A 25536-nucleotide genomic window follows, 5' to 3' on the forward strand; every position below is an offset into this window, starting at 1 on the left:
CACATGAACGCCAACGACGACCTCACCGAGGACGAATCGGAGCGCATCACCCTTGCCGTCGCCGCCGGCCGGCCGATCACCGCCGGCCCCGCGGCAGGGCCGTTGACGACGACCGTCGCCACGGACAACGGGCCGACCGAGCGCGTCAGCAAGAGCTTCATCCTCTGGCTCGTCCTGCTCAACTTCGGTGCCGCGATGGCCTTCATCGTCCCGTTGACCTACTCTTTGGCGCTGCGCATCCAGGAGCTCGCTCCCGGCCACGAGGAGATCCTCGGCTATGCCACGGGCATCGCGCAGACCGTGTTCATCCTCACCTCGCCCCTGATCGGCATCTGGAGCGACCGCACACGCAGTCGTATCGGACGACGCAAGCCCTTCATCCTCGGCGGCATCGTCGTCGGGATGACCGGGCTCGCGATCATCGGTGTTTCCCCGAACGTTCCGCTCATGATCCTCGGCTGGACGATCGGGATGCTCGGCTGGGCTAACGCCGCAGCGACGGTGCTGTTCATCCAGGCCGACCAGCTGCCCGATTCGCAGCGCGGCAGAGTGTCGGCCATGACCGGTGTCGCCGCTCAGGTGGCGGCCATCGTCGGCATCGGGGTCGTCTACTCCGTCGTCAACGTCAGTCAGTTCCTCGTCTTCGTGCTCCCCGGGATCGTCGGCACGATCCTGGCTCTGTTCTTCGTGTTCTTCGGCAAGGACGCCGACTCCCGCTACATGGACCTGCCCAGCGACAAGATCTCGCTGAAGAAGGTCTTCGGGGCGTTCGTGTTCGACCCGCGCAAGTACCCCGACTTCGGGTGGAACTGGCTGGGGCGCTTCATCTTCTTCGTGGGCCTCTACTTCAACACCGCATTCGGGACCTTCTTCTATTCGCAGCGACTTGGCCTGCCCATCTCCGAGATCGCCGGGCTGGTGGCGATCATCGGGCTGCTCGGCATCGTCGCGGCGGTCGTGGGAGCAATCGGCGGCGGCTGGCTGTCTGACAAACTCGGCCGACGCAAGCTCTTCGTCGGAATCGGTGCCGGGCTGTTCGCCGCCGGGGCGATCGTCGAAGCGACCGCGTACTCGGTGCCCACCCTCATCGTCGGTGCGGTCTTGATGAACCTCGCCCTCGCCGCCTTCGGCGCCGTCGACCAGGCGATCGTCATGGCGATCCTGCCCGAGCGAGCCGAGGCCGGCCGCTACATGGCAGTCGTGCAGTTCGCCCAGAAGATCCCGAGCGCCTTCGCTCCGATCCTCGCGGCTGCGATCATCACGATCGGTGCCGCCGAGGGGGTCAAGAACTACACGCTGCTGTACCTGCTCGGTGGCGCGTTGGCCCTCGTCGGGGCGGCGCTGATCATCTTCAAGGTCAAGACGGTTCGCTGAGGCCGCTCCACCCGGGCGGGGCATCACGCCCTGCCCGGATGGGGGCTCCGGCTCGGTTCGGTGAACAGCGTCCGCGCGAGCTTCGGCACCCGCTTCCAAGCACGCGGTCGGGTGCTCACGCCTGCGCAGGGCGGGAGCGTGCTGCGCGATCGCGGTATCTACCCGCTCACGCTGGCACGGGTACCGGCCGATGCTGGCCGCGGTCATGGAAGCGCTGGAGGACGGTCTCGTGGAGCACCCCTGGCACGGGCGCGCAGAGACGGTCGAGGTCGCCCGGACGATGGATGGCATCCTTGCTGCGATCTCGCCGCGCTCACCCGGCCGGTCCGGTTGAGCGCCGGATCACCAGCTGGGTCTCGAGCTCCCCGGCCGGCTCCGGTTCCGCTGTTCCTGCCAGGCGGTCGAGGATGTTCAGCACCGCGTTCTCGCCCATGCGGTCGAGCGGGGTGCGGATCGTGGTCAGTGTCGGCGAGGTGAAGTCGGAGCCGAAGATGTCGTCGAAGCCGATGATGCTCAACCGCCGCGGAACGTGTATGCCGGCCTCCCCGCACGCCGCCAACAGGCCGATCGCCATCAGGTCGTTGTACGTCATCACGGCCGTATCGCCCGACGCGAGCAGCGACGGCAGCGAAGCTGCGCCGCCCGCTCGCGTGGGATCGCGAGCGGCCAGCACGTGCACGTCCATCCCGCGACGACCGGCGGACTCGTGCAGTGCCGCGCGCCGGGCGGCCGTCATCCACGATCGCTCGGGGCCGGGAAGGTGGGCGACGCGGCGGTGCCCCAGCGAAGCCAGATGCGCGACGGCCTGATCGATCCCGGTCGCGATGTCCGGGACGGTCCCTGGTACGCCCTCGACCACGCGATTGAGGACGACCACCGGTGTGCGGCGCGAGAGGGAAAGAATCTCTTCGTCGCTCAGTCGGCTCGAGACCAGCACGATGCCGTCGACCGCGCGGAGCATGCGCTCGGCAGCCTCACCCTCGCGACTGCCGGACTCCTGCGACTCGGCGATCACCAGCGTGTAGCCGCGCTGCGCCGCCGCCCGTTCCGCTCCGCGGGCGAGGTTGAAGAAGACGGGATTGGTGATGTCCGCGACGAGCAGGCCGATGTTGCTCGTGCGGCCGGTCTGCAGGGCACGCGCCGCCGGATTGACCTGGAAGTTCAGTGTTCGAGCGGCCTCGAGGACGCGCTTCTCGGTCTTCGCACTGACGCGGCCCGGATTGCTCAGCGCCCGGGAGACCGTCGAAGGGTTGACCTCCGCCAGGCGGGCGACGTCGTAGATCGTGGGGCGCCGGTCCTGCCCCGGACTGGCCGCTCCGGCGGCATTCGGTTGCACGTTGGACGTCACGAATGCACCGCACCCGGTTGCGCGAGAAGGAAGACCACACGCCCATCATGCCCTGGCGGCCACAGGATCGGGCGCAGGACTGGCAATCGATTGCCACATCTGCGACAATCGGGATGCGGCCACCGCCGGCTGCCGAACCCCGGGGGCACCAATGGTCGATCTGTCTGCGAGACCCTTCCACCTCGATCCAGCCGGCATCGCCTGGGTGCGCTCCACGATCGCGGGGATGACGCTCGAGGAGAAGGTCGGCCAGCTGTTCGTGAACCTCGACGTGTCTTTCGACGAGGGCTACCTCCAGCGGATCGTCGATCAGTACCACGTCGGTGCCGTGCGCTACCGGGGTGCGGACTCGCCCGAGATCCAGGCGCACGTGAGATTCCTGCAGGAGCGCTCACCGGTGCCCCTGCTGGTGGCCTCCAACCCCGAGATGGGCGGCTTCGGAAGCGCGGATGACGGCACGCTGGTGTGCACGCATCTGCAGGCCGGGTCGCACCCCGATGCCGAGATCGCCTATGAGATGGGCCGGATCGCCGGTCTCGAGGCCGCGGCGGTCGGCTGCAACTGGGCGTTCGCGCCGGTCGTCGACATCCACATGAACTGGCGCAACTCCGTGGTGGCGACCCGCAGCTTCGGGTCGGATGCCGATCTCGTGATCGAGCGCGCGAAGCGGTTCATCGATGGCATCACCGAATCGAACGTCGCCTGTGCGATCAAGCACTTTCCGGGCGACGGCGTGGATGAGCGCGACCAGCACGTGACCGCGAGCTTCAACACCCTGGACTACGCGGCGTGGGATGAGTCGTATGGACGCGTGTACCGCGAGCTGATCGAACACGGCGTGCCTTCCGTGATGGTGGGCCATATCGGCGCCCCGGGGCTGTCCCGCGAGCTGCGTCCCGGCATCCGCGACGAAGAGATCCTGCCCGCGACGCTCGCACCGGAACTCCTGGGCGATCTGCTGCGCGGCCGGCTCGGCTTCAACGGACTGATCGTCAGCGATGCGTCGGCGATGGTCGGCCTCACTCGCGTCCTTCCCCGCCGCGAGCTGGTGCCTGCGCTGATCGTGGCCGGCTGCGACATGGTGCTGTTCTTCCGCAACGCCGACGAAGACGTCTCGTACATGCTCGACGCGGTTCAGTCCGGCGTCATCACGGAGGCGCGCCTGCAGGACGCTCTCGAGCGCATCCTGGGGCTGAAGGCGTCGCTCGGTCTTCACCTCCGGCAGGCGTCGGGGGAACTCGTTCCGCCCGCCGACGCTCTCGGAATCGTCGGAAGCGAGGAGCATCATCGGATAGCCGCTGCGATCGCGGACAAGACGGTGACCCTCGTCAAGGACACGGGGCGCTCTCTTCCGCTCACGCCGGGCACGCATCCGCGCATCCGCCTCTACGGCGTCTCGTCGGATGCCGATTTCACCGGCGCCGATCCCCGCGCCTTCCTGGACGTCTTCCGGGAGGAGCTGGAGACGGCCGGCTTCGAGGTCCACGTGTTCCGCACGCTTGCCGAACGCATCGCGGACGGAGAGGAGGGCGTCTTCTTCCACACCGTGATGAGCGATGAAGCCAACGAGCAGTACGCGTCGAAGTACGACGCGGCGATCATCGTCGCCAACGTGACCGGCTTCGCCCAGGAGAGCACGATCCGGCTGCGGTGGTCCACTCCGATGGCCGCGGAGATCCCGTGGTACGCGACGGAGGTTCCGACGGTGTTCGTCTCGACCGCTCTGCCCACCCACCTGATCGACGTCCCCTGGGTTCGAACGGTCATCCACGCGCACGCCCCGTCGCGGGAGAACATCCGCGCCACCGTGGAGAAGATCCAAGGGCGCTCGCCCTTCCGGGGAACCTTCAACGAGAACGTCTGGTGCGACACCTTCGGAACGCGACTGTGAGCGCGGCCGACGTCGCCGTGCCGAGCGCGCGCTCCCTGCGAAACGGGCCGCAGTCCGACGCGCTGCTGCCGGCGGACGAGCGTCTGCACGGCCTCGCGAGGGAGCTCTACGCCGAGGTCGCGGCAGCTCCCATCATCTCGCCGCACGGTCATGTCGATCCTGGACTGCTCCTCGAGAACCGGCCGTTCCGTGATCCGGCCGAGCTGTTCATCACGCGAGACCACTACGTCACCCGGATGCTGCACGCGGCCGGCGTGGACCTGGGTGAGATCGGCCTCGATCCTGCTTCCGACGTCGACCCGCGACGGACGTGGCGATCCCTCGCCGAGCACTGGCACCGGTTCGCGGGCACGGCGAGCGGCTACTGGTTCGAGTTCGAACTCGCGTCGCTGTTCGGCATCCACGACGAACTCTCACCCGCCAGCGCCGACCAGATCTACGACCGCATCGCGACAGCGATCCAGACGCCCGAATTCCGTCCGCGGGCGCTGTTCGAGAGCTTCCGTCTCGAGGTACTCGCGACCACCGACGACCCGCTGGACGAACTCTCCGCGCATGCGGCGCTCGGCGCCGACCGGACGTTCCACGGGCGCGTCCTGCCGACGTTCCGGCCGGATGCCTACGTCGATCCCGACGGCGCCGACTTCGCCGAGCGCCTCGAGCGCCTCCTGGGGATGACCGGACAGCCGACCTCCTTCTCCGGATACCTCGGCGCCCTTCAGGAGCGTCGCGCACACTTCATCGCCCGCGGTGCGGTCTCGGCCGACCACGGCGTCCTCGAGCCACTGACGGTCGACCTGGACCCCTCCGCCGCGGACGCGCTCTTCGCCCGAGCGATCCGGGGAGAACTCGACACCGACGGCGCACGGCTCTTCCGCGGCCACATGCTCTTCCAGATGGCGAGGATGAGCGTCGAGGACGGCCTGGTCATGACGATCCACCCGGGGGTGCGCCGCAACCACCACGGGCCGACGTGGCGCAGATTCGGCCCGGACACGGGCCATGACATCCCGGTGGCGACGGAGTTCACCGAGAACCTGCGACCGCTGCTGGAGGCCTTCGGCACGGCGCGTGATTTCCACCTGGTGCTCTTCTCGGTCGATGAGACCGCCTACTCGCGCGAGATCGCCCCTCTCGCCGGGTTCTACCCGAGCGTCTACATCGGTGCCCCCTGGTGGTTCCTCGACGCTCCCGACGCGATGCTGCGGTGGCGAGCGGCGGTGACCGAGACGGCCGGCTTCTACCGGTCGAGCGGGTTCATCGACGATACGCGGGCGTTCCTGTCGATCCCCGCCCGTCACGACACGGCGCGGCGACGAGATGCCGCGTTCCTCGCCGGTCTGGTCGGCGAGGGCAGAGTCACCATGCCGACCGCTCAGCGGATCATGCGCGACCTCGTGGATCGCATCCCCCGAGAGGTGTTCAAGCTGTGAGCGCCGGGGCGAGCGCCATCGCCGAACGCCCGACGCGGCGACCGGTGCGCATCGTGCACGTCGGCTTCGGTCGCTTCTTCCGGGCGCACCAGGCCTGGTACACCGCTCGCGCCGGTGACGCGGCCGATTGGGGCATCGCGGCCTTCACCGTGCGGAGCCCGACGATCGCCGCAGATCTGGCAGAGCATCAGGGCGTCTACCCCCTGATCGTCCGCGGGCCCGTATCCGACACCATCGAGACGATCGACAGCGTCGTCGCCGTTCTTCCCGGATCCGACGTGGACGCATTGTGCGGCTACGTCAGCCGACCCGAGGTGGCAGTGATCACCCTCACCGTCACGGAGGCCGGATACGGCATCGGCGCATCGGGCGAAGCGGACGTGGATGAGGGCGACGTGCGCGACGACCTCGCCGCGCTGAAAGCCGGAGCCGGTACCGCGCGGTCCGTGCTCGGTCGCTTGACGCTCGCGCTCTCCACGCGCCGGGACAGGGGAGCCGGACCCATCGCGGTGGTGTCCTGCGACAACATCCCGGGCAACGGCCGCTTCCTTTCGCGAGGCGTCCTGAGCTTCGCCGCACTGCTGGACGAACAGCTGTGCGAATGGATCCGTGCCCACGTCTCGTTCGTCAGCACGTCGGTCGACCGGATCACCCCCCAGGTGGCGGGGGAGCAGGTGGTCACGGAGCCCTTCTCCGATTGGGTGCTCAGCGGGGACTTTCCCGCGGGACGCCCGGACTGGAGGAGTGCGGGTGCCCGATTCGTCGACGACATCGAGCCCTGGGAGCATCGCAAGCTCTGGCTTCTCAACGGTGCGCACTCCATCCTGGCTTTCGATGGACAGCTCAGGGGTCACGAGACCGTCGCCGAGGCGGTGGCCGATCCGCAGTGCCGCGCCCTGGTGGACGCCTTCTGGCACGAGGCGGTGCAGTCTCTGCCGCCCGGAATCGAGCACGTCCAGTACCGGCGGGACCTCATCGGCCGCTTCACCAATCCCCGCATCGTCCACTCGCTCGCGCAGATCGCCGGCGAAGCGACGACGAAGGTCGCCTACCGTCTGGCGGCCGTCGCCGAACGGGGCGTCGCATCTGGCCGCTCGGCAGACGCCAGCGCTGCCGCCATCGCGGCCTGGATCCGTTGGGTTCGCGGGGCGCATCCGGCGCCCGACTCGCGGCGGGCGGAAGTGGATGCCGCCCTCCTCGCGACTGATCCGATCCGGGAGCTTGTCGCTCTCGCATCGCCCTTCCTCGCCGCATCCGACACATTCGTCGATCGCGTCCGCGATCGTGCCCACATCGCAAGGAGAGCATCGCCATGATCATCGACAGGGCCGAGGTCATCGTCACGAGCCCGGACCGCAACTTCGTCACGCTCAAGATCACCACCGACGACGGCCTGACGGGCTTGGGTGATGCCACCCTCAACGGGCGGGAGCTCGCAGTCGTCGCCTACCTCTCCGAGCACGTCGTGCCGCTGCTCATCGGCAGCGACGCCTCCCGGATCGAGGACACCTGGCAGTTCCTCTACCGGTCGGCGTACTGGCGTCGCGGACCCGTCACGATGGCGGCGATCGCCTCGGTCGACATGGCCCTGTGGGACATCAAGGGCAAGGCGGCGGGGATGCCGGTCTACCAGCTGCTCGGCGGCGCCAGCCGCAACGGGCTGATGGCGTACGGTCACGCGTCGGGCAAGGAGCTGCCCGAGCTGTTCGACTCCGTCCGCGCGCACCAGGAGCAGGGCTACAAGGCGATCCGCATCCAGACGGGTGTGCCCACGCTCAAGGCCATCTACGGCATCGCCGCGCAGGGGGCCGACGTCGGCGACGCGACGGTGCGGTACGACCATGAGCCCGCCCGCCGCGGAGCGAAGCCGGTCGAGGAGGACTGGGACACCCGCGCCTACCTGAACCACCTGCCGGGGGTGTTCGAGGCGGTGCGGAACGAGTTCGGACCCGACCTTCCGCTGCTGCACGACGGGCACCACCGGATGACGCCGATCCAGGCGGCGCGGCTCGGCAAGGATCTGGAACCGTACGACCTGTTCTGGCTCGAGGACTGCACTCCCGCGGAGAACCAGGAGGCGCTGCGCCTGGTGCGTCAGCACACCACGACTCCGCTCGCGATCGGCGAGATCTTCAACACGGTCTGGGACTTCAAGGACATCATCCGCGATCAGCTCATCGACTACGTCCGCGGAGCGGTCACCCACATGGGCGGCATCACCGCGCTCAAGAAGACGCTCGATTACGCGGCGATGTACCAGATCAAATCCGGCATGCACGGGCCGACCGACATCTCGCCGGTCGGCATGGCCGCCGCCATGCACCTCGGGCTGGCGATCCACAACTTCGGCATCCAGGAGTACATGAAGCACGGCGCGAAGACCGACCGGGTGTTCGAGCAGTCGTTCACGTGGACGGACGGCTACCTGCACCCCGGCGAGAATCCGGGCCTCGGAGTGGAGCTGAATGTCGACGAAGCGGGGAAGTACCCCTACGAGCAGGCCTACCTTCCCTACAACCGCTTGCTCGATGGAACAGTCCACGACTGGTGAGGACGAGCGGGCTGGACGAGCTTGTACGACGGCTGACGCAGCGCCGCCACCCAGGAGTAGGCCGCGGCGCCGGGCAGCGGATTCCGCAGGGGGGGTGAGCATCGCACCAGTATCCGAAGGACGCCGGAGCATCAGCGCAGGGCTACCGCGGCCGCCCGCGCCTCACTACGATTCCCGCTTCCCGTGCCCGCGAATACTTCACCGTCGATCAAGAACCGCGAGAGTTGCGCACAGAATGCGTGTCACACCGCCGGTGGGGTCGGCCGGAAGGAGCATGCTGAGCACACACCGATCCACAGGGAGAACATCACGTGTCACGCATTGGCATCGTCGCCGAAGCGCCCCGCGAGAAGCGCGTGGCTGCGACTCCCACCACCGTCCCCAAGCTGATCGCGCTCGGCTACGACGTCGTGGTGGAGGCCGGCGCGGGGGCCGAGTCGTCCTTTCCGGATGCCGCCTATGCCGCATCCGGTGCCACCATCGTCTCGACCGCCGAAGCGTGGGCGTCCGAGATCGTCCTCAAGGTCGACGCGCCGACACCCGACGAGATCGCCCTGCTGCGGGACGGCGCGACGCTGATCGCGCTGCTGAGCCCGGCGCTGCGCCCGCAGCTGGTCGAGTCGCTTGCGACGCGGCCGATCACGGCGCTCGCGCTGGATGCGGTCCCGCGGATCTCGCGGGCGCAGTCGATGGATGTGCTCAGCTCGATGGCGAACATCTCCGGATACCGCGCGGTGATCGAGGCGGCGAACGAGTTCGGCCGGTTCTTCACCGGCCAGGTCACCGCGGCGGGAAAGGTGCCGCCCGCCAAGGTGCTGGTCGCCGGAGCGGGCGTGGCGGGGCTTGCGGCGATCGGGGCGGCCTCGAGCCTGGGCGCGATCGTGCGCGCGACGGATCCGCGCCCCGAGGTCGCCGATCAGGTGGCCTCGATCGGCGGGCAGTATCTCGAGGTCGTCGTGCCCGATGAGGCCAAGGAGGTCTCCGCCGACGGATATGCGAAGGCGACGAGCGAGGCCTATGACCGACGGGCGGCGCAGATCTACTCCGAGCAGGCGGCGGATGTGGACATCATCATCACGACCGCGCTCATCCCTGGACGCGCGGCGCCGCGGCTCATCACGGCGGCCGATGTCGCGAGCATGAAGCCCGGCAGCGTGATCGTCGACATGGCGGCCGCGCAGGGCGGGAACGTCGAGGGATCGGTCGAGGGCGAGCGGGTCGTCACCGAGAACGGCGTGGTGATCCTCGGGTTCACCGACCTGCCGGGCCGCCTGCCCCAACAGGCCTCGCAGCTGTTCGGCACGAACCTCGTCAACCTCGTGAAGCTGCTGACCCCGGGCAAGGACGGCCGGCTGATCATCGACTTCGACGACGTCGTGCAGCGCACCGTCACGGTGGTGCGCAACGGCGAGGTGACGTGGCCTCCGCCTCCCGTGCAGGTCTCCGCCGCCCCGGCCAAGCCCGCGGCGGCCGCCGCCGTCGTGGAGCCGAAGAAGCCGATGTCACCGCGCGCCCGCGGCGGGCTGCTCGCGGCGGGCATCGCCGTGCTGTTCGCCGTGTGCGCGTTCGCACCGGCGCCGCTGCCGCAGCACTTCCTCGTGCTGACCCTGTCGGTCGTGGTCGGGTTCTACGTGATCGGACATGTCGCGCACGCCCTGCACACCCCGCTCATGAGCGTGACGAACGCGATATCGGGCATCATCATCGTCGGTGCGATGGTGCAGATCATGGCGCCCGACCTGACCGTGCAGATCCTCGCGGCGGTGGGTGTGCTGCTGGCGAGCATCAACATCTTCGGCGGGTTCGCGGTGACGCGGCGCATGCTCGCGATGTTCCAGAAGGGCCAGACCCGATGAGCGCGACCGAGACCGCCGGCGCGGTCGCCGGCGCCGCGTACATCGTCGCGGCGCTGCTGTTCATCCTCAGCCTGGCGGGCCTCAGCAAGCACGAGACCAGTCGGCGGGGGGTCGCGTTCGGCATCGTGGGCATGGCGATCGCGCTGGTCGCGACGGTCGGCGCGACGGTTGCCGGTGCGTGGGGGCAGCCGCAGGCGGCACTCGGGCTGACGCTGCTGGTGGCCGCCGTCCTGATCGGCGGGGCGATCGGACTGTGGCGCGCACGCGTCGTGGAGATGACCGGGATGCCGGAGCTCATCGCCCTGCTGCACTCGTTCGTCGGGCTCGCCGCCGTGATCGTGGGCTGGAACGGCGCGCTGTACGACACCGGACTCGAGGGAGCCCTGGCCGACATCCACCACGCCGAGGTGTTCGTCGGCGTCTTCATCGGCGGTGTGACCTTCACAGGCTCGATCGTCGCGTTCCTGAAGCTGTCGGGGCGCATCTCGTCCAAGCCCCTCGTGCTGCCCGGCAAGAACGTCCTCAACCTCGGCGCCCTCGTCGCCTTCTTCGCCCTCACCGTCTGGTACGTCATCGCGCCCGAGCTGTGGCTGCTCGTGCTCGTCACGGCTCTCGCATTCGCGCTCGGCTGGCACCTGGTCGCCTCGATCGGCGGCGGCGACATGCCGGTGGTCGTCTCGATGCTCAACAGCTACTCCGGCTGGGCGGCAGCCGCGGCCGGATTCCTGCTGAACAATGATCTGCTGATCGTCACCGGCGCGCTCGTGGGCTCGTCGGGTGCCTACCTCAGCTACATCATGTGCAAGGCGATGAACCGCTCGTTCCTCTCGGTGATCGCCGGCGGATTCGGCATCGAGGCGCCCGCCGCGGGCGACGAGGACTACGGCGATCACCGCGAGATCGATGCCGAGTCCGCCGCGGACATGCTGGTCTCCGCATCCAGCGTCGTGATCACCCCCGGGTACGGCATGGCCGTCGCCCAGGCGCAGCACGGCGTCGCCGATCTCGTGCAGCGGCTCCGAGAACGGGGCGTCGACGTGCGGTTCGGCATCCACCCCGTCGCCGGGCGCCTGCCCGGGCACATGAACGTGCTGCTGGCAGAGGCCAAGGTCCCCTACGACATCGTGCTCGAGATGGACGAGATCAACGACGACCTGGCCTCGACCGATGTCGTGCTCGTGATCGGCGCGAACGACACCGTCAACCCGGCCGCCGCCGAGGATCCCACGAGCCCCATCGCCGGGATGCCGGTGCTGAGAGTGTGGGAAGCGCGCCAGGTGATCGTCTTCAAGCGCTCGATGGCCTCCGGCTATGCCGGCGTGCCGAACCCGCTCTTCTACCGCGAGAACGCGCAGATGCTCTTCGGCGACGCGAAGGACAGGGTCGACGACATCCTGCGCCACCTCTGACGAAGCGCTCCCGTCGCCATAGTTGCTCCGGCCCGAGCGCGCCAGTCCCTCGTCCCCGAGGCGCGAAGGCCGTAGCGTCGAGGGATGGCGCACGATGAGCACCGGCCGGAGGAGCTCTACACCGGCCCGATCGACCTTCCCCTGCTCGAAACGATCGATGCCGAGCAGGCCGAGTCGGAGATGACCGAGATCACCTACGACGAGCAGCGGTATCCGGCGCGGCCGCGGCGATTGCGACCACGTGATCACTTCCGGGGCGGCAGTGTGCGACGCATCACGACCGATCCCCGCATGGCGACCGGCACCAACCCCTCGTACGTCGAATGGCTCGTCCGGCAGTCGATGCTCAAAGATGCCGACGTGCTCGCGCGGCAGCTCTCCGGGCAGCCGACGATGTGGCGCAACCCCTACGCGCGTCCCGATGCGCGGCGTGCCATCTCGACCAGCGACGTGTGGTTCACGGCGTACCCGCTGTCGCTCATCACCCGGCCCGGCACGTCGTTCCTGGCGGGCCTGGGCGACGAGGAGCTGTGGTCGGCGTTCGAGCGCGTGGGGATCACGGCGATCCACACGGGTCCGGTGAAGCGGGCGGGTGGAATCGCCGGCTGGCGCGAGACCCCGAGTGTCGACGGGCACTTCGACCGCATCAGCACGGCGATCGACCCGGCCTTCGGGACCGAGGACGAGTTCCGCGCCCTGTGCGACGTCGCCGAAGCACACGGCGGGAGTGTGATCGACGACATCGTGCCGGGCCACACCGGCAAGGGGGCCGATTTCCGTCTCGCCGAGATGGGGTTCAAGGACTATCCCGGCATCTACCACATGATCGAGATCCCGCCCGAGGACTGGTCCCTCCTGCCCGACGTCCCCGAGGGCGTGGACAGCGCCAACCTCGATCAGGCCACCGAGCAGGAGCTCGCCGACCGCGGCTACATCATCGGAGCCCTGCAGCGCGTCATCTTCTACACCCCGGGGGTGAAGGAGACGAACTGGAGCGCGACGGCTCCCACCACCGGCCCCGATGGTGTGACGCGCCGATGGGTCTACCTGCACTACTTCAAGCAGGGCCAGCCGTCGATCAACTGGCTGGACCCGACGTTCGCGGGCATGCGCCTCGTGATCGGCGATGCGCTGCATTCGCTCGGCGAGCTCGGCACGAGCGCGCTGCGCCTCGATGCCAACGGCTTCCTCGGGGTGGAGGTGAGCGCGGAGGGCCTGCCTGCCTGGTCGGAGGGGCATCCGCTCTCGCACGCCGCGAACCACATCATCGCCGGCATGGTGCGCAAGGTCGGCGGCTTCACCTTCCAGGAGCTGAATCTCACGATTGAGGACATCCGCGACACCGGCGCCGTGGGGGCGGATCTGTCCTACGACTTCATCGGCCGGCCGGGCTACCACCACGCGCTGGCGACGGGGCAGACCGAATTCCTGCGCCTGGCGCTGACGACCTCGCTCGAACTCGGCGTCTCGCCCGTGCAGCTCGTGCACGGCCTGCAGAACCACGACGAGCTGACCTACGAGCTCGTGCACTGGGCGACGCGACACGGCAACGACGAGTACCGCTTCCGCGGCCGGGAGATCTCGGGCGGTCAGCTCGCCGAAGAGGTGCGCGCCGATCTCACCGAGAGCCTGACGGGCACCGCCGACTACAACCGCGTATTCACCCAGAACGGGATCGCGTGCACGACGACGTCGCTGATCGCCGCCACGCGGGGGATCGCGCGGCTGGATGAGGTCACTGCGGCCGAGGTGCCGGCCATCCGCGATGCCCACCTGCTGCTGTGCGCCTACAACGCCTGGCAGCCCGGCGTCTTCGCCCTGTCGGGCTGGGACCTCACGGGCATGCTGACCGTCCCTGCGGACGAGGTCTCGGACCTGATCGCGGCCGGGGACACCCGCTGGATCGAGCGCGGGGCGCATGACCTGCTCGACCTCGACCCGGCCGCCACCCGGTCCTCGGCGGGCATGCCACGAGGGCGCGCGCTGTACGGCCCGCTTCCGGCTCAACTCGAAGACCCGGCATCGTTCGCCTCACGGCTGGCGGCCATCATCGACCTGCGGCGTGACTACGGCATCGCGACGGCCTCGCAGGTCGATATCCCCGAGGTCGCCCACCCCGGGATGCTCGTGCTCGTGCACCGCCTCGACAACGGCGACGCCCACGCGGACGCCCCCATGCAGGTGACGGTGCTGAACTTCTCCGCCGAGCCGACCGACGGCACCGTGCGGTCGGAGAAGCTCGTGCCGCACAGCGACGTCATCGACGGGGCCACGCGCGAGACCGTCGGACGCGTCGACGACCTGCAGAGCTTCACCGTGTCGCTCCCGGCCTACGGCGCGCTCTTCCTCGTGCTCGCGCCACCGGAGCCGGTCGTCGAATGACGCGCCGTGCCGCTCAGCGCAGCGCCGCGTCGATGCCGGCGAGCGGAACCGGCAGCCAGTCGGGTCGGTTTCGGGCCTCGTAGATCGACTCGTAGACCGCCTTGTCGAGCACGAGTGCGTTGAGAAGGACCGGATCGAGTGCGACCGATCCGGGGCTGCGGACGTAGGCGTCCACGAACGAGTCGCGGCAGGCTGTCGCCCACTCGGCGGCATCCGGACCACCACCCACGGCGCTCGCGTAATCGAACGAGCGCAGCATGCCGGCGACGTCGCGGGGCGGCAGGTCGGGAATCGCGCGCTCGGTCATGGGCCGGAGCGGCTCGCCCTCGAAATCCACGATCCGCCACCCTCCGTCGTCGGGCACGGCGAGCACCTGTCCGAGGTGCAGATCGCCGTGGATGCGCTGCAGCCGCGGCCACGGCCGCTCGAGCGCGGCGCGATAGATCGCATCGATGGCATCGGAGCGGTACGCCACAGCGGGCACCTCGGATGCCGCGATCGTGAGGCGCCGCCGCCAGGCGGTGGCCGTGGCCGACACATCGCCCGCTCCGGCATCCACGGTCTCCAGCGTCGCGGCGAGGGCGCCGTGCACTCCCGCCACGGCGGCTCCGAGGTCGCGCGCCGCGGAGGTGAAGTCGCGCCCCTCCCGCACCGCGTCGAGGGCCACCGCCCACCCGTCGCGCACCCCGGGCAGGAATTCCTGCGCGAAGCAGAGCGTGCCCCGCGAGACGCCGGACTCCTGCCCGACATCGGGCCACTCTGCGTCGATGCTCCCGAGGAAGCGCGGCACGAACGGGGACCCGGCACCGCTCAGCGCCCGCTGGACGGTGACGTCGGGATTCTCCCCGTGATGGAGCGCGCGGAACAGCTTGAGGATGATCGTCGGATGCCGGTCCTCCTCGAACACGATCGAGGTGTTGGACTGCTCGCCGGCCAGAACCCGCGCGCCCGTCACGCGGCGCACGTCCACACCCATCTCGGCGAGCATCCCGGTCGCGAAGGCGGGATCACGAGCCGCGTCGATGACATATCCCCCCTCCGCCTCCCCGATGACGGCATCCGTCATCGCCGGGGGAGAGGCGGCGAGCGCCAGGGGGACCTGGTAGAGCGTGGGCCGGGAGCCCGCGTCATCCATCAGCAGGTACCTCGTGGCCCCCACGACGGGGCGGGCGTCCAGGATGCGGAACTGCGGCTCGTGGCTCTTGCCGGCATACCACCGCTGCCGCGCCACCCAGGCGCCGAGATCCTCTGTCAACCGCACGCTCCACCTTCACCCGGCGGGCGCCCGGAGCAAAAGGGGTGGACGGGCGCGGCGCTGAGGCGTAGTGCGGGGTGCGGACCGCTCATCCAGCATCACGGAGTACACCTGCGGGCGCACCGCGTCAACGGGGATGCCCATGCGGACGCTCTCATCGAAAACTGAGCGCATGGCACCCGCATCCGCCTGGCACGTCGCCCAACGCCAGGAACTGTCCGAAGAACCCGAAGAACTGCACGTGTTCGAACGCAAGGGCCGACGGCACACCGTCGCCAAGACGGCGTCCGCGCTCTGGCTGATCAGCGAGTGGGGCGACGGGGCGCGGATCGCGTGCCGGCTGGCGTTGACTCCCGGCTACCTGCGCGTCGATGCGATCGCGCCCGCACCGGACGGATCGAGCGTGGAGGTCGCGATGTCCTCGAGCCTCGGCGACCAGACCGCGTCCGTGGCATTCGAGAAGGACGGCACGATCAGCGCGACGACGACCCTGCGCGCGGCCGAAGACATGGTGTTCGAAGGATGGCCGCGCGACATCGTGCCGGATCTCGACGACCGGACGGAAGGACGCGTGCACACGCACCAGCGAGGCCTGCGAACGGGCCTCCTGCATGCCAGCCTGACGGGACCGGCATCCGGATCCTTCATGTATCTGCAGGATCTGACGCTCCTCGGCGACTACTGCGATGCGTCTCGGGCCTCCGCCGCCGACACGGTCGGAGGCGACTGGCCGGATATCGGGTTCGCGCTTCCCCTCGGGGAGGCTCCCATCGACAAGGGAGCATCGATCACGATCTCGGCGTGGCGCCTGGCCCTGGCCGATGAGGTGCCCGAGCAGCCGGTCGCCGTCGCCGATCAGTATCTGACTCTGCTGGCGGCCCTGTACTTCCACATCGACCGTCCCACCCCGGACTACATCGACTGGCTCGAGCGCGCCGACGCCTCACGCGCCGCTCTCGAAAGCTCCGAGGCCTGCTGGCTCGAGGTGGAGGGCGGCCGCTACCTGCGCGCGTACGTGGGCGATGACAACCATCCGCCGGAGAGCATGGTGCAGCTGGCGGTTCTGGTCCCCCTGCTCGAACGCAGCATGTGGTCGTCCGAGGAGGATCCGCTCATCGAGAGCCTCGGCGAGATCCTCGGCACCTTCCACGACGACCGCACCGGGATGATCGGGCGCTGGCTGCCTGGCGCCGAGCAGCTCCTCGACGGCGGCGAGGAGCACGAGGGCCCGCGCATCATGGACTCCTGGTATCTGTTCCACCCCCTGCTCAACCTGGGCCGGCTCGCGAAGCACGGCGATGAACGAGCACGGCGGATGCTGCTCGGATCGCTCGACAGGGTCATCGAGATCGCCCACCACTTCCGGCACGAGTGGCCGATCTTCTACGACATCGACACCCTCGAGGTGATCAAGGCCGAAGCGGAGCCGGGCAAGGGTGGGGAGAAGGACGTGCCGGGTATCTACGCGCACGTCATGCTGCAGGCGCACGAGCTCACGGGCGAGCAGCGGTATCTGGATGAGGCGCGGGAGGCGGCGGGCGCGCTGCGGGGCAAGGGCTTCGAGCTCGCGTACCAGACCAACACCGTCGCGTTCGGAATGGTGGCTCTGCAGCGCCTGTCGGCCCTCACGGGGGAGCCGGAGTGGCGGGATCTGTCCCGCGTGCTGTGCGCCTGCCTGCTGGACAACGTCGGTCTGTGGTCCATCCGGTACGGCTGGAGGAAGGCGCGGTCGACGTTCTGCGCGGTCTTCCCGATGCCCGACGCCCCGTACACCGCCGCATACGAGGAGGCGGAGGTCGCGGGGGCGGTCGTGACCTACCTCGTCGAGGCCGGCGACGCGATCGCACCCTCGCTCGAGGTGCTCCTTCCTGAACTGATCCGCCACGTCACCGCCAAGCTCGATGACTACTATCCCCAGCACATCCCGCAGGATGCGCTCTCGCAAGAACCGAAGACCGGTCACACGGAACCGGACATCTGGATTCCGGTCGAAGACGTCGGCGACGGCTTCGAAGAGGCGGGCACCGTCGGCCAGGAGGTCTACGGAGCCGGCATCGCCTTCTCGACGATGGCGCGGACTCACGTGCGCCTGGAGAAATCGGGCATCCAGCTCTCGTGCGAGTACCCGTTCGAGGTCACCGCGTCCTCCGCCCGCGAGGTGCGTCTGCGCATCTTCGGCGACCGGCGGCTGAAGGCGCGAGTGCGGCTCGTCATGCCGGCATCCGACGGCTTTCTCGCCCGCTGGAGCGACCACTGGGTCAGCGCCGGGCGCGAGTCGACCATCTCGTTGACCGACGTGCAGAAGCCCGCGCACGCCGCAGCCTGATGCCCGAGGACTGCCACGGCCCCGGCGTCTTGGCAAGCCCCTCTGTCACGCCGCGGTGCCGCCTCACACTCGGCGCCATGGACAGCGAGCACACGGAACTTCAGGGCAAGCGGGTGCTGGTCACCGGAGGCACCACCGGCATCGGACGCGAGAGCGTGCTGCTGCTCGCGGAACACGGCGCTCGCGTCGTCACGCTGGGTAGACATGAGCCCGAACTGAAGGACACCCTCTCCGATGCGGGTGCGGCAGGTGGGGGTGAGGTCTTCGGGCTGACCGCGGATACCGGCACACGGGAAGGGGTCGACCGGGCGTTCGGGGCGGTCGACGAGCATCTGGGCGGCCTGGATGTGCTGGTCTGCTGTGCTGCCCTCGGCGCCGGGCCGCTGTCCGAGATGGACGACGAGGAGTGGCGCTACGTCGTCGAGACGAATCTGATCGGGTACATGGCGTGTGCCCGCCGCGCGATCGCGGTGATGTCAGCCGGGGGAGGCGGACAGCTGGTGTTCGTCGGATCGATCAGCAGCACGATCAAAGCGGTGGGAGAGAGCGTCTACGCCGCCACGAAGGCGGGCGTGGATGCGTTCGCCGAAACGCTGCGCAAGGAGATCTCGGCCGACCGCAACATCCGGATCACGGTGATCCAGCCGGGTGCCACCGCGACGGACATGCAGGAGGGATCGGAGGAGGAGCTCAGGCAGGCCGTGCAGGCCCACGAGATGCTCCCCGCCCGGGAGGTCGCCGAAGCGATCCTGTTCGCCGTCACCCGCTCCGAGAACACGGACGTCGTCGTCCTGCGGATCGAGCCGCGGATTCAGAAGACCAGCTGAGCCGATGCGTCACTGGGACTCTTCGGCACTCTGGTAGTGCGGGGCGCCGACGGGCTTGGACTCGCTCGACCCGCGCTGCCGCAGGAAGATCGAGAAGGCGATCATCGTGCCGACCGCGAGGAACTCGGACTGCCAGTTCTGCAGTGTCCGGTTCCAGAAATCGGGCGTGGAGAGGTATTCGAGCCACGCCACCGCGGCCTGCCCGTGCTCGGCGTTCTCGGAGTTGTACACGACGACCCCCGCAAGCGACTGCGCGAGCCAGGACAGCAGGAAGATGCTGCCCATCACCAGCAGCAGCGAGTTGGCGAAGAGCACTTGAGGAAGGCCCCCGCGCCGCGCCCACTCGGGTGAATCGGGTTCGGCGTACCGGCCGACCTTCTGGTCGCGATCATCGCCCGGACCCTCGTCGCCGGGCTTCTTCGACTCCGGTGACCCGCGCTGAACGAGCCAGATCGTCGCGGCGATGAAGAGGAAGAACTGCAGGAACTCCGATTGCCAGTTCTCCGCGACGTCGACGACGAACTCGGACGACGTGATGAACTCCAGGAAGCCGATCGGCGCCTGCGCGTGCTGGGTCAGCTCCTCGTTGTTCTCGAGGAAGCCGGCGATGGACTGTCCCATCAGCGCGACGGTGAACAGGACGAGGAAGAGGATGCTGAGGGCGTTGTTGCGGACGGAGCGAAGCATGTCAGCGTCCCATCAACGGGATCGCGATCATGGCGACCAGTCCGACCGCGATGATCGCGGCCCAGGTCCCGAACACGACGCGCTCTCCGGTCTGGGGCCCCGCTTCCTCGGGGGTGAAATCAGGCATGGCGCGCTCCTTCCGGCCTCATCGTTCAGCCCAATGTGCTCCTGATCCACCCCGCTCCCCAGGCCCTTGACAACCGGCGCGGACGGGTATGGGCGGGCGACTGTCAAGCCCCTGCGCGTGCGCCGTATCGCGGCCTTAACGTGACGGCGATCACCCCAGATCGGCACGTCGACGAAAAGGAAGCTGACATGGCGGACAACAGCACGCGCACCCGGGCCAAGCATCCCCGCGCGGCCCTGGCAGGGCCCTACGGGCACCCATTCCACCCGATCCTCGTGACCATCCCGATCGGAACCTGGACCGCGAGCATCATCTTCGACATCATCGGCCTGCTGGCGGAGGATCCCACCCCCTACGCCCTCGCCGCGCAGATCCTGATCGCGATCGGCATCATCGGGGCGGTCGTGGCCGCGGTGTGGGGACTGATGGACCTCTCGCAGCTCGCGGCCGGCACGAAGGCCCGGCGCACCGCCCTGATCCACATGACAGCCAATCTCGCCGCCGTGGTCGTGTTCGCGATCAGTTGGGCCGTCCGCGCCGCGGAGGGTCACGACGAGGTCAGCGTCCTCGGTTTCATCCTGAGCCTGGTGGGCCTTACCATCGTCGGCTTCTCCGGCTGGCTCGGGGGAAAGCTCTCGTACCGGTACGGCGTGCGTGTCGCCGACGAGCAGACGCAGAACGAGGGCTTCTGATCCGGCGAACCGCCGGCCGCTCTCACGCTTCCGCCGACCGCCAGCCGTGATCGGTGAGGTGGGATCCGGCCTGCGGGCCCATCTGCAGCATCCCGCCGTCGACGGTCCACGACGCACCGGTGACGTAGGACGCGGCGGGCGAGGCGAGGAAGGCCACGACGGCGGCGATCTCCGCGGGGTCACCGGGCCGGCCGAGCGGAACGCCCGGGCGATCGACCGTATGCGGGTCGATGTCCTCCTGGTCGGTCATCGGCGTCGCGATCTCGCCGGGCGCGACCGCGTTGGACGTGATGCCGTGCCGGCCCAGTTCCAGCGCGATGGTCTTCATCAGGCCACCGAGCCCGTGCTTGGCCGCGTCGTAGGCCGCCGAGCCGACGCGCGGCTGGTGCTCGTGGACGCTCGTGATCGCGATGAGCCGCCCCCCGCGACCCGCCCGGACCATGTGCCGAGCGGCGCGCTGCAACACGGCGAACGGACCCTCCAGATCCACGCTGACCGTATGACGCCACTGCTCGAGGGTCAGCTCCAGGAAGGGCGCACTGTCGCTGGTGCCGGCGTTGTTGACGAACACATCGCATCCGCCGAGCTCGGTGATCAGCGCATCGACGGTCTCTGCCGCGGCCACCGTGTCGCCGGCATCCAGTCTGCGCACGACGGCGCGGCTGCCCCGCGCCTGTACGAGACGCGCGGTCTCGTGCGCGCCCTCTTCGTCGCTGTGCCAGGTGATCCCGACCTCGAGGCCGGCGTCTGCCAGCGCGACCGCCGTCGCGCGGCCGATGCCCGAGTCCGAGGCGGTCACGATCGAATGCACGGGAGTGAAGTCCATGGCGCCACCCTCGTCCCGTCGGGACGCCACGCCGACGGGGTGGACACGACGCTCGAGCGCCCTTACCCTGCCGCCCGTCGCCGGACTAGCCGGGGCCGTGACCCGCGTCAACCCCCGGGTGCGACCCTCCCCGGCGGTGCGATGGTTCACTTGGCGCGCCCGCTCCGTCGCGCGCGCCCGCAGCGTCGGAGGAGAAGATCATGCCCATCGTGAGTGTCGTCAAGCCGCAGAGCAGTCTGGTCGCCCGAGGCCCCGTGAGCGAACTCCTGATCGAGACGCTCGAGGATGCCGACCCGGCCGACCCCCTGCAACCGGCGCTCTCGCAGGCGGTCCTCGACGCGATCGAGGAGACAGCAGATGTCACCGCCGACGACGACCTGCAGCTGGTCCTGTTCCTGCTGTACGCCTGCGCGTACGGGTCGCTGGCCTGGATCGACCCGGCATGGGAATGGAACGCCGGCCTCCTCCAGGTGCGCTCGGCGATCGAGACGGCCTTCGAGCGAGAGCTGCGGCGGGAGGTTCCCGTGCCGCCGCTTCCCGGACCGGATGCCGAGACCATCGCTGCGGCGCTGTTCCGGCTGACCGCTCCGGCGCCCGGCCCCTCGCTCGCGCGCTTCGTGGCCAAGCACGCGACCCTGGAGCAGGCCCGTGAGTTCCTGATCCAGCGCAGCATCTACACGCTGCGAGAGGCCGACCCGCACTCGTGGGCGATTCCCCGCCTCTCGGGTCGGGCCAAAGCCGCCCTGGTCGAGATCCAGTCCGACGAGTATGGGGCCGGACGCCCCGAACGCATGCACGCGGAGATCTTCGCCCGCACCATGCGCGGCGCCGGACTCGATGCCGCATACGGTGCATACCTGGACGAGGTGTCGGCCGGAGTGCTGGCCTCTCAGAACGCGATGTCGATGTTCGGCCTCAACCGGCGGCTGCTCGGGGCGATCGTCGGCCATCTCGCGGCGTTCGAGATGACCTCTTCGCTTCCGAACCGGATGTACGGCGACGGATTCCGCCGGTTGGGATTCGGCGCGGACGTGACGGAGTACTTCGACGAGCATGTCGAGGCGGACGCCGTCCACGAGCAGATCGCCGCCCGCGATCTCGCCGGCGCCCTCGGCGAAGACCGTCCGGACCTCATCCCCGACATCTTCTTCGGAGCGGCGGCGTGCCTCTGGGTCGATGACCGCGCGGCCGACGGCATCCGCGCGGCCTTCGAGGGTGGGCGCAGCTCGCTGCGCGCGAGGACCAGGGGTGGTGCGCTGAGCGGTGTCTGAGGCAGACGCCGAGTATGTGCTTCCGCTGCGCCGCTCCGACCGAGAGGGAGAGTGGGAGCTGCTGCGCTATCTGCAGTGGGTCGCGGCCCGCATGGATGTCACGGTCGTCGACGGCTCGGATGCCGTGCTGTTCGCCGCGCTGCACGAACGCCTGCCCGCCGGCATCCGTCACATCCCGCCTCACAAGGCCGGGCTGAACGGCAGGGCACGAGGTGTCATGACGGCCTTCGATGTCGCGCGGCGCGAACGGATCGTGCTGGCCGACGACGATGTGCGCTACGACGACGCGTCCCTGACGGCGGTCCTCGAGCGACTCGACCGCGCCGACCTCGTGCGGCCCCCAGAACGTCTATGCCGCCTATCCCTGGTACGCCCAGTGGGACACCGCCCGCATGCTGATCGGCCGCGCGCTGGGCGGCGACTTCGGCGGCACGGTGGGCGTGCGGCATTCCACGATCCGACGTGCGGGGGGCTACCGCACCGATGTGCTCTTCGAGAACCTGGAACTGGAGCGGACCGTCCGTGCCGCGGGAGGTCGCGTGGAGGTGGCGAGGGACGTCTGCGTCCCGCGCGTGCCACCGACACTGTCGCACTTTCTCCGGCAACGGGTGCGGCAGGCCTACGACGGGTTCGCTCAGCCCGCGCGGCTCGTCGCCGAGCTTTCGCTGCTGCCGCTGATCGTCACGTGCGCGCGGCGGCGCGCGTGGAGCGCCCTGGCGGCGCTCGCCGTCCTGGGTGTCGCCGCCGCGGAGTATGGCCGCCGCGCCGACGGGGGCGCGGCGCGGATTCCGCCCGTCGGCTCGCTGTGGACACCGGCATGGATGCTGGAGCGCGCGGTGACCGCGTGGATCGCAGTGGCGCTGCGCCTCCGGGGCGGCGTCGCCTATGCCGACCACCGCATCCGGTCGGCGGCGTCGCCGATGCGGTCGCTCCGCCGCCGAGCGGCGCTTTCGAACAGGAGACCGGGATGACTGATCGACCGATGCCCCGCATCACGGCGTGCGTCGATGGGCCGCTGCTGATCCGCGGCGCCGTCGAGCTCGTCGGAGACGACGGAAGGCTCCTGGACAACCCGCGCCGCACCGTGGCCCTGTGCCGGTGCGGCGCCTCCGCCATCAAGCCGTGGTGCGACGGAACACACAAGCTCATCCGCTTCACGACGGCCGAGCCGCCGGTGTCGCCCTGAGCCGGCCCGGAGGGACGCCGCGGCGCATCGACGTCGACGGACTCGCGTTCCGAGCCGTGAGCTCCTCCGCACCGACCGCAAGACCGGAGCAGACGTTCGTCCTGATCCACGGCATCGGCATGTCGCACCGGTACCTCGCGCGGCTTCATCGGCGGCTCGCGCGCACGGCGAGCGTGCATTCGGTCGATCTGCCCGGATTCGGGGGACTGCCCAAACCCGGACGCGACGTGGACATCGCACAGATGGCCGCAGCGCTCGCCGGCGCGGTGGAGCGACTCGGTGTGTCTCGCGCCGTTCTCGTGGGTCACTCGATGGGTGCGCAGTGGGTGACCGAGCTGGCGCTGCAGCGCCCGGATCTCGTCTCGCACGTCGTGGTGATCGGTCCGGTCGTCGACGACCGCCATCGCACCGCTCTCGCGCAGGCGAGCGCTCTGGCCGTCGACACGCTGGGCGAGCCCATCGACGGCAACCTCACTGTCTTCACCGATTATCTGATGTGCGGTCCCCGGTGGTATCTGACGCAGCTGCGCCATATGCTGCGCTATCGGCTCGAAGACCGCATCGCGCTGCTGCGGATGCCGGTGCTGGTGATCCGCGGGGAGCGCGACCCGGTCGCCGGACTCGCCTGGGCCCGCCGGCTCCGCGATCACGCCCGAGACGCCGTGCTGGTCGAGATCCCCCGTCGCCGGCACCTGGCCCAGCACACGGCCCCCGCGGCGGTCGCGGGGGCCGTGGAGCACTTCACATCGCAGAGCGGCGGGTCACTCCGAGATCGCCTCGACCGTCTCGCCGGTCTCGGTGGGGCTCAGCGATAGCGCGATGTCGGCTTGGCTGATGATTCCCACCAGATCGTGACCGTCGATCACCGGCAGCCGCCTCACCTGATACTGCTCCATCGTCGTGAGGGCGTCACGGACGTCATCGTCTGCGCCGATCGTGACCGGCTTGCCCTCGGCGAGCGATCCTGCGGTCGTCGAGGCCGGATCGCCGCCGCGCGCGACGCATTTGACCACGATGTCGCGGTCGGTCAGCATCCCCTTGAGGCGGTCGTCCTCGCCGCAGATGGGCAGAGCTCCGACGTCGAGCTCGACCATCAAGCGGGCTGCGTCCGCGAGGGTGTCGTTCTCGCCGATGCAGCGCGGATCGGTGGACATGATCTCTCGTGCGGTTGTCATGATTGCTCCTTTCGCACGTGGCCACGGTAGGCACCCTGGCGCGGGCAGGATCAGGGGCTTGACAAGCCCGGCGACCCGCGCGAGGAAGCCGTCAGATGGTCGCCTCGGCCCGTGCGGCCAATTCCGCCGGCTCCGGCACCACATACAGGCCCGTCGGCGAGTTCGCGGCAAAGGCGAGAGCCTCGATCCATGCCGTGTTCAGCTGCGGACGCCGGCTGCCGTAGTACTTGTACACGAGAGCGCAGTGGGGATGGACCCAGATGGCGGTCCTGCCGTTGCCGATGCTCGTGTCGTCGATCCAGGTGAAGTGGAAGGACTCTCCGCGTCGCAGCTTTGATCCGATGACGGTCTGCAGATGGAAGAGGATCTTGTCCTCGAAGTCGACTTTGACCAGGCCCTCGTAGCTCAGCTTTCCCATCCGGCACCTCCTGCCGACGGCGATTCAGCCTCTGTCCGTCTCCACGGTATGACCCGGGCAACGACCTGCGTACAGGTTGACGCCTCGAGAGGGTGGTGCTAGCAATGACCGGCCCAACCTGGCAGTTGGCTGTACTCCTGGTACGGGGGGGGAGACAGGCGTAGCGTGCGAGCACGCGCTATCCCCCCTGGATGCTCGGTTCGGAGCATCATGAAGATCCACAAAGTCCGCGTCGATGGTCAGACCTTCGTCCTGCGGCCGGATGCCGATCTCGATGCGCTGCAGCAGAAGATCCTGGTTGCGGCCCGCGAGGGCGCGGGGTTCGTCAAATTCAAGACCGTCGGGCGCTCCACCATCCGCGTGCTGATCACGCCGCGTGTCGGGGTGCGTTTCGAGACCATCCGCATGGAACCCGAGCAGATCGATGAGTGGGAGAAGCATCCCCCGAGCATCGATGCCGACCCGCTGAGCGATTTCGGCGACGTCCTCTAGGCAGGTCTTC

23 protein-coding genes are annotated in these 25536 nt (G+C 69.0%); 16 read left to right on the plus strand and 7 right to left on the minus strand.

What is annotated here, in order from left to right:
• The first annotated feature begins 3 nt into the window (after nucleotides 1-3).
• Nucleotides 4-1374 (plus strand): MFS transporter, encoded by a 1371-nt coding sequence (locus RWQ91_RS08835; protein WP_314504964.1) that lies wholly within the window; start codon nucleotides 4-6, stop codon nucleotides 1372-1374.
• 313 nt (nucleotides 1375-1687) lie between these two features.
• On the opposite strand, the gene RWQ91_RS08840 is transcribed toward RWQ91_RS08835, so the two are convergent.
• Nucleotides 1688-2722 (minus strand): LacI family DNA-binding transcriptional regulator, encoded by a 1035-nt coding sequence (locus RWQ91_RS08840; protein WP_314504966.1) that lies wholly within the window; start codon nucleotides 2720-2722, stop codon nucleotides 1688-1690.
• A 151-nt stretch (nucleotides 2723-2873) separates the two neighbouring features.
• Between RWQ91_RS08840 and RWQ91_RS08845 the strand changes: the two genes are divergently transcribed.
• The 7 genes from RWQ91_RS08845 to treS all read left to right on the plus strand — a co-directional run bounded on the left by RWQ91_RS08845 (nucleotide 2874) and on the right by treS (nucleotide 14244).
• The gene (locus RWQ91_RS08845) at nucleotides 2874-4613 is read left to right on the plus strand and encodes a glycoside hydrolase family 3 N-terminal domain-containing protein (RefSeq protein WP_314504969.1); all 1740 of its coding nucleotides are present in this window, start codon (nucleotides 2874-2876) and stop codon (nucleotides 4611-4613) included.
• Nucleotides 4610-6046: a glucuronate isomerase gene (gene uxaC, locus RWQ91_RS08850; RefSeq protein WP_314504971.1), complete on the plus strand. Its 1437-nt coding sequence runs from the start codon at nucleotides 4610-4612 to the stop codon at nucleotides 6044-6046. Before RWQ91_RS08845 ends, uxaC begins: the two co-directional genes overlap by 4 nt.
• A complete protein-coding gene (locus RWQ91_RS08855) occupies nucleotides 6043-7362 on the plus strand; it encodes a mannitol dehydrogenase family protein (protein ID WP_314504974.1) in 1320 nt (439 codons plus the stop codon). Before uxaC ends, RWQ91_RS08855 begins: the two co-directional genes overlap by 4 nt.
• On the plus strand, nucleotides 7359-8597 hold the full coding sequence (manD, locus tag RWQ91_RS08860; RefSeq protein WP_314504978.1) for a D-mannonate dehydratase ManD: 1239 nt from the start codon (nucleotides 7359-7361) through the stop codon (nucleotides 8595-8597). Before RWQ91_RS08855 ends, manD begins: the two co-directional genes overlap by 4 nt.
• A gap of 311 nt (nucleotides 8598-8908) precedes the next feature.
• A complete protein-coding gene (locus RWQ91_RS08865; protein ID WP_314504980.1) occupies nucleotides 8909-10453 on the plus strand; it encodes a Re/Si-specific NAD(P)(+) transhydrogenase subunit alpha in 1545 nt (514 codons plus the stop codon).
• Nucleotides 10450-11862, plus strand: a complete 1413-nt coding sequence (pntB, locus tag RWQ91_RS08870; protein WP_314504982.1) for a Re/Si-specific NAD(P)(+) transhydrogenase subunit beta — start codon at nucleotides 10450-10452, stop codon at nucleotides 11860-11862. Before RWQ91_RS08865 ends, pntB begins: the two co-directional genes overlap by 4 nt.
• A gap of 84 nt (nucleotides 11863-11946) precedes the next feature.
• Entirely contained in the window at nucleotides 11947-14244 is a 2298-nt protein-coding gene (gene treS / locus RWQ91_RS08875) for a maltose alpha-D-glucosyltransferase (RefSeq protein ID WP_314504985.1), read from the plus strand.
• Nucleotides 14245-14257: 13 nt separating this feature from the next.
• Here treS and RWQ91_RS08880 read toward each other — a convergent pair whose 3' ends face one another.
• On the minus strand, nucleotides 14258-15505 hold the full coding sequence (locus RWQ91_RS08880; protein WP_314504986.1) for a maltokinase N-terminal cap-like domain-containing protein: 1248 nt from the start codon (nucleotides 15503-15505) through the stop codon (nucleotides 14258-14260).
• 166 nt (nucleotides 15506-15671) lie between these two features.
• On the opposite strand from RWQ91_RS08880, the gene RWQ91_RS08885 reads away from it, so the two are divergent.
• The gene (locus RWQ91_RS08885) at nucleotides 15672-17825 is read left to right on the plus strand and encodes a hypothetical protein (RefSeq protein WP_314504989.1); all 2154 of its coding nucleotides are present in this window, start codon (nucleotides 15672-15674) and stop codon (nucleotides 17823-17825) included.
• Nucleotides 17826-17902: 77 nt separating this feature from the next.
• A complete protein-coding gene (locus RWQ91_RS08890; RefSeq protein WP_314504991.1) occupies nucleotides 17903-18652 on the plus strand; it encodes an SDR family oxidoreductase in 750 nt (249 codons plus the stop codon).
• A gap of 9 nt (nucleotides 18653-18661) precedes the next feature.
• Here RWQ91_RS08890 and RWQ91_RS08895 read toward each other — a convergent pair whose 3' ends face one another.
• Together RWQ91_RS08895 and RWQ91_RS08900 are read right to left on the minus strand one after the other, a co-directional pair.
• Complete coding sequence (locus RWQ91_RS08895; RefSeq protein WP_314504992.1) at nucleotides 18662-19339, minus strand: DUF6766 family protein; 678 nt, start codon at nucleotides 19337-19339, stop codon at nucleotides 18662-18664.
• A gap of 1 nt (nucleotide 19340) precedes the next feature.
• Nucleotides 19341-19466: a hypothetical protein gene (locus RWQ91_RS08900; RefSeq protein WP_314504994.1), complete on the minus strand. Its 126-nt coding sequence runs from the start codon at nucleotides 19464-19466 to the stop codon at nucleotides 19341-19343.
• A gap of 188 nt (nucleotides 19467-19654) precedes the next feature.
• Here RWQ91_RS08900 and RWQ91_RS08905 point away from each other — a divergent pair, with 188 nt between their 5' ends.
• The gene (locus tag RWQ91_RS08905; RefSeq protein WP_314504996.1) at nucleotides 19655-20158 is read left to right on the plus strand and encodes a DUF2231 domain-containing protein; all 504 of its coding nucleotides are present in this window, start codon (nucleotides 19655-19657) and stop codon (nucleotides 20156-20158) included.
• 22 nt (nucleotides 20159-20180) lie between these two features.
• Here RWQ91_RS08905 and RWQ91_RS08910 read toward each other — a convergent pair whose 3' ends face one another.
• Nucleotides 20181-20984, minus strand: a complete 804-nt coding sequence (locus tag RWQ91_RS08910; protein WP_314504998.1) for an SDR family oxidoreductase — start codon at nucleotides 20982-20984, stop codon at nucleotides 20181-20183.
• 200 nt (nucleotides 20985-21184) lie between these two features.
• On the opposite strand from RWQ91_RS08910, the gene RWQ91_RS08915 reads away from it, so the two are divergent.
• The 4 genes from RWQ91_RS08915 to RWQ91_RS08930 all read left to right on the plus strand — a co-directional run bounded on the left by RWQ91_RS08915 (nucleotide 21185) and on the right by RWQ91_RS08930 (nucleotide 24256).
• Nucleotides 21185-22255, plus strand: a complete 1071-nt coding sequence (locus tag RWQ91_RS08915) for an iron-containing redox enzyme family protein (protein ID WP_314505000.1) — start codon at nucleotides 21185-21187, stop codon at nucleotides 22253-22255.
• A 392-nt stretch (nucleotides 22256-22647) separates the two neighbouring features.
• Nucleotides 22648-23226: a hypothetical protein gene (locus tag RWQ91_RS08920; protein ID WP_314505002.1), complete on the plus strand. Its 579-nt coding sequence runs from the start codon at nucleotides 22648-22650 to the stop codon at nucleotides 23224-23226.
• Nucleotides 23223-23441: a CDGSH iron-sulfur domain-containing protein gene (locus tag RWQ91_RS08925; RefSeq protein WP_314505004.1), complete on the plus strand. Its 219-nt coding sequence runs from the start codon at nucleotides 23223-23225 to the stop codon at nucleotides 23439-23441. The genes RWQ91_RS08920 and RWQ91_RS08925 overlap by 4 nt, the downstream gene beginning before the upstream one ends.
• Nucleotides 23442-23497: 56 nt before the next feature.
• Complete coding sequence (locus RWQ91_RS08930; RefSeq protein WP_314505005.1) at nucleotides 23498-24256, plus strand: alpha/beta hydrolase; 759 nt, start codon at nucleotides 23498-23500, stop codon at nucleotides 24254-24256.
• Here RWQ91_RS08930 and RWQ91_RS08935 read toward each other — a convergent pair.
• Both RWQ91_RS08935 and RWQ91_RS08940 read right to left on the minus strand, forming a co-directional pair.
• Entirely contained in the window at nucleotides 24203-24616 is a 414-nt protein-coding gene (locus RWQ91_RS08935) for a CBS domain-containing protein (RefSeq protein WP_314505007.1), read from the minus strand. The genes RWQ91_RS08930 and RWQ91_RS08935 overlap by 54 nt on opposite strands.
• 91 nt (nucleotides 24617-24707) lie before the next feature.
• Complete coding sequence (locus RWQ91_RS08940) at nucleotides 24708-25034, minus strand: ATP-dependent DNA ligase (protein ID WP_314505009.1); 327 nt, start codon at nucleotides 25032-25034, stop codon at nucleotides 24708-24710.
• Between the two features lie 210 nt (nucleotides 25035-25244).
• On the opposite strand from RWQ91_RS08940, the gene RWQ91_RS08945 reads away from it, so the two are divergent.
• Entirely contained in the window at nucleotides 25245-25526 is a 282-nt protein-coding gene (locus RWQ91_RS08945; protein ID WP_314505011.1) for a hypothetical protein, read from the plus strand.
• Nucleotides 25527-25536 lie beyond the last annotated feature (10 nt).

It is taken from the genome of uncultured Microbacterium sp. (assembly GCF_963524805.1).
Lineage (GTDB): Bacteria > Actinomycetota > Actinomycetes > Actinomycetales > Microbacteriaceae > Microbacterium.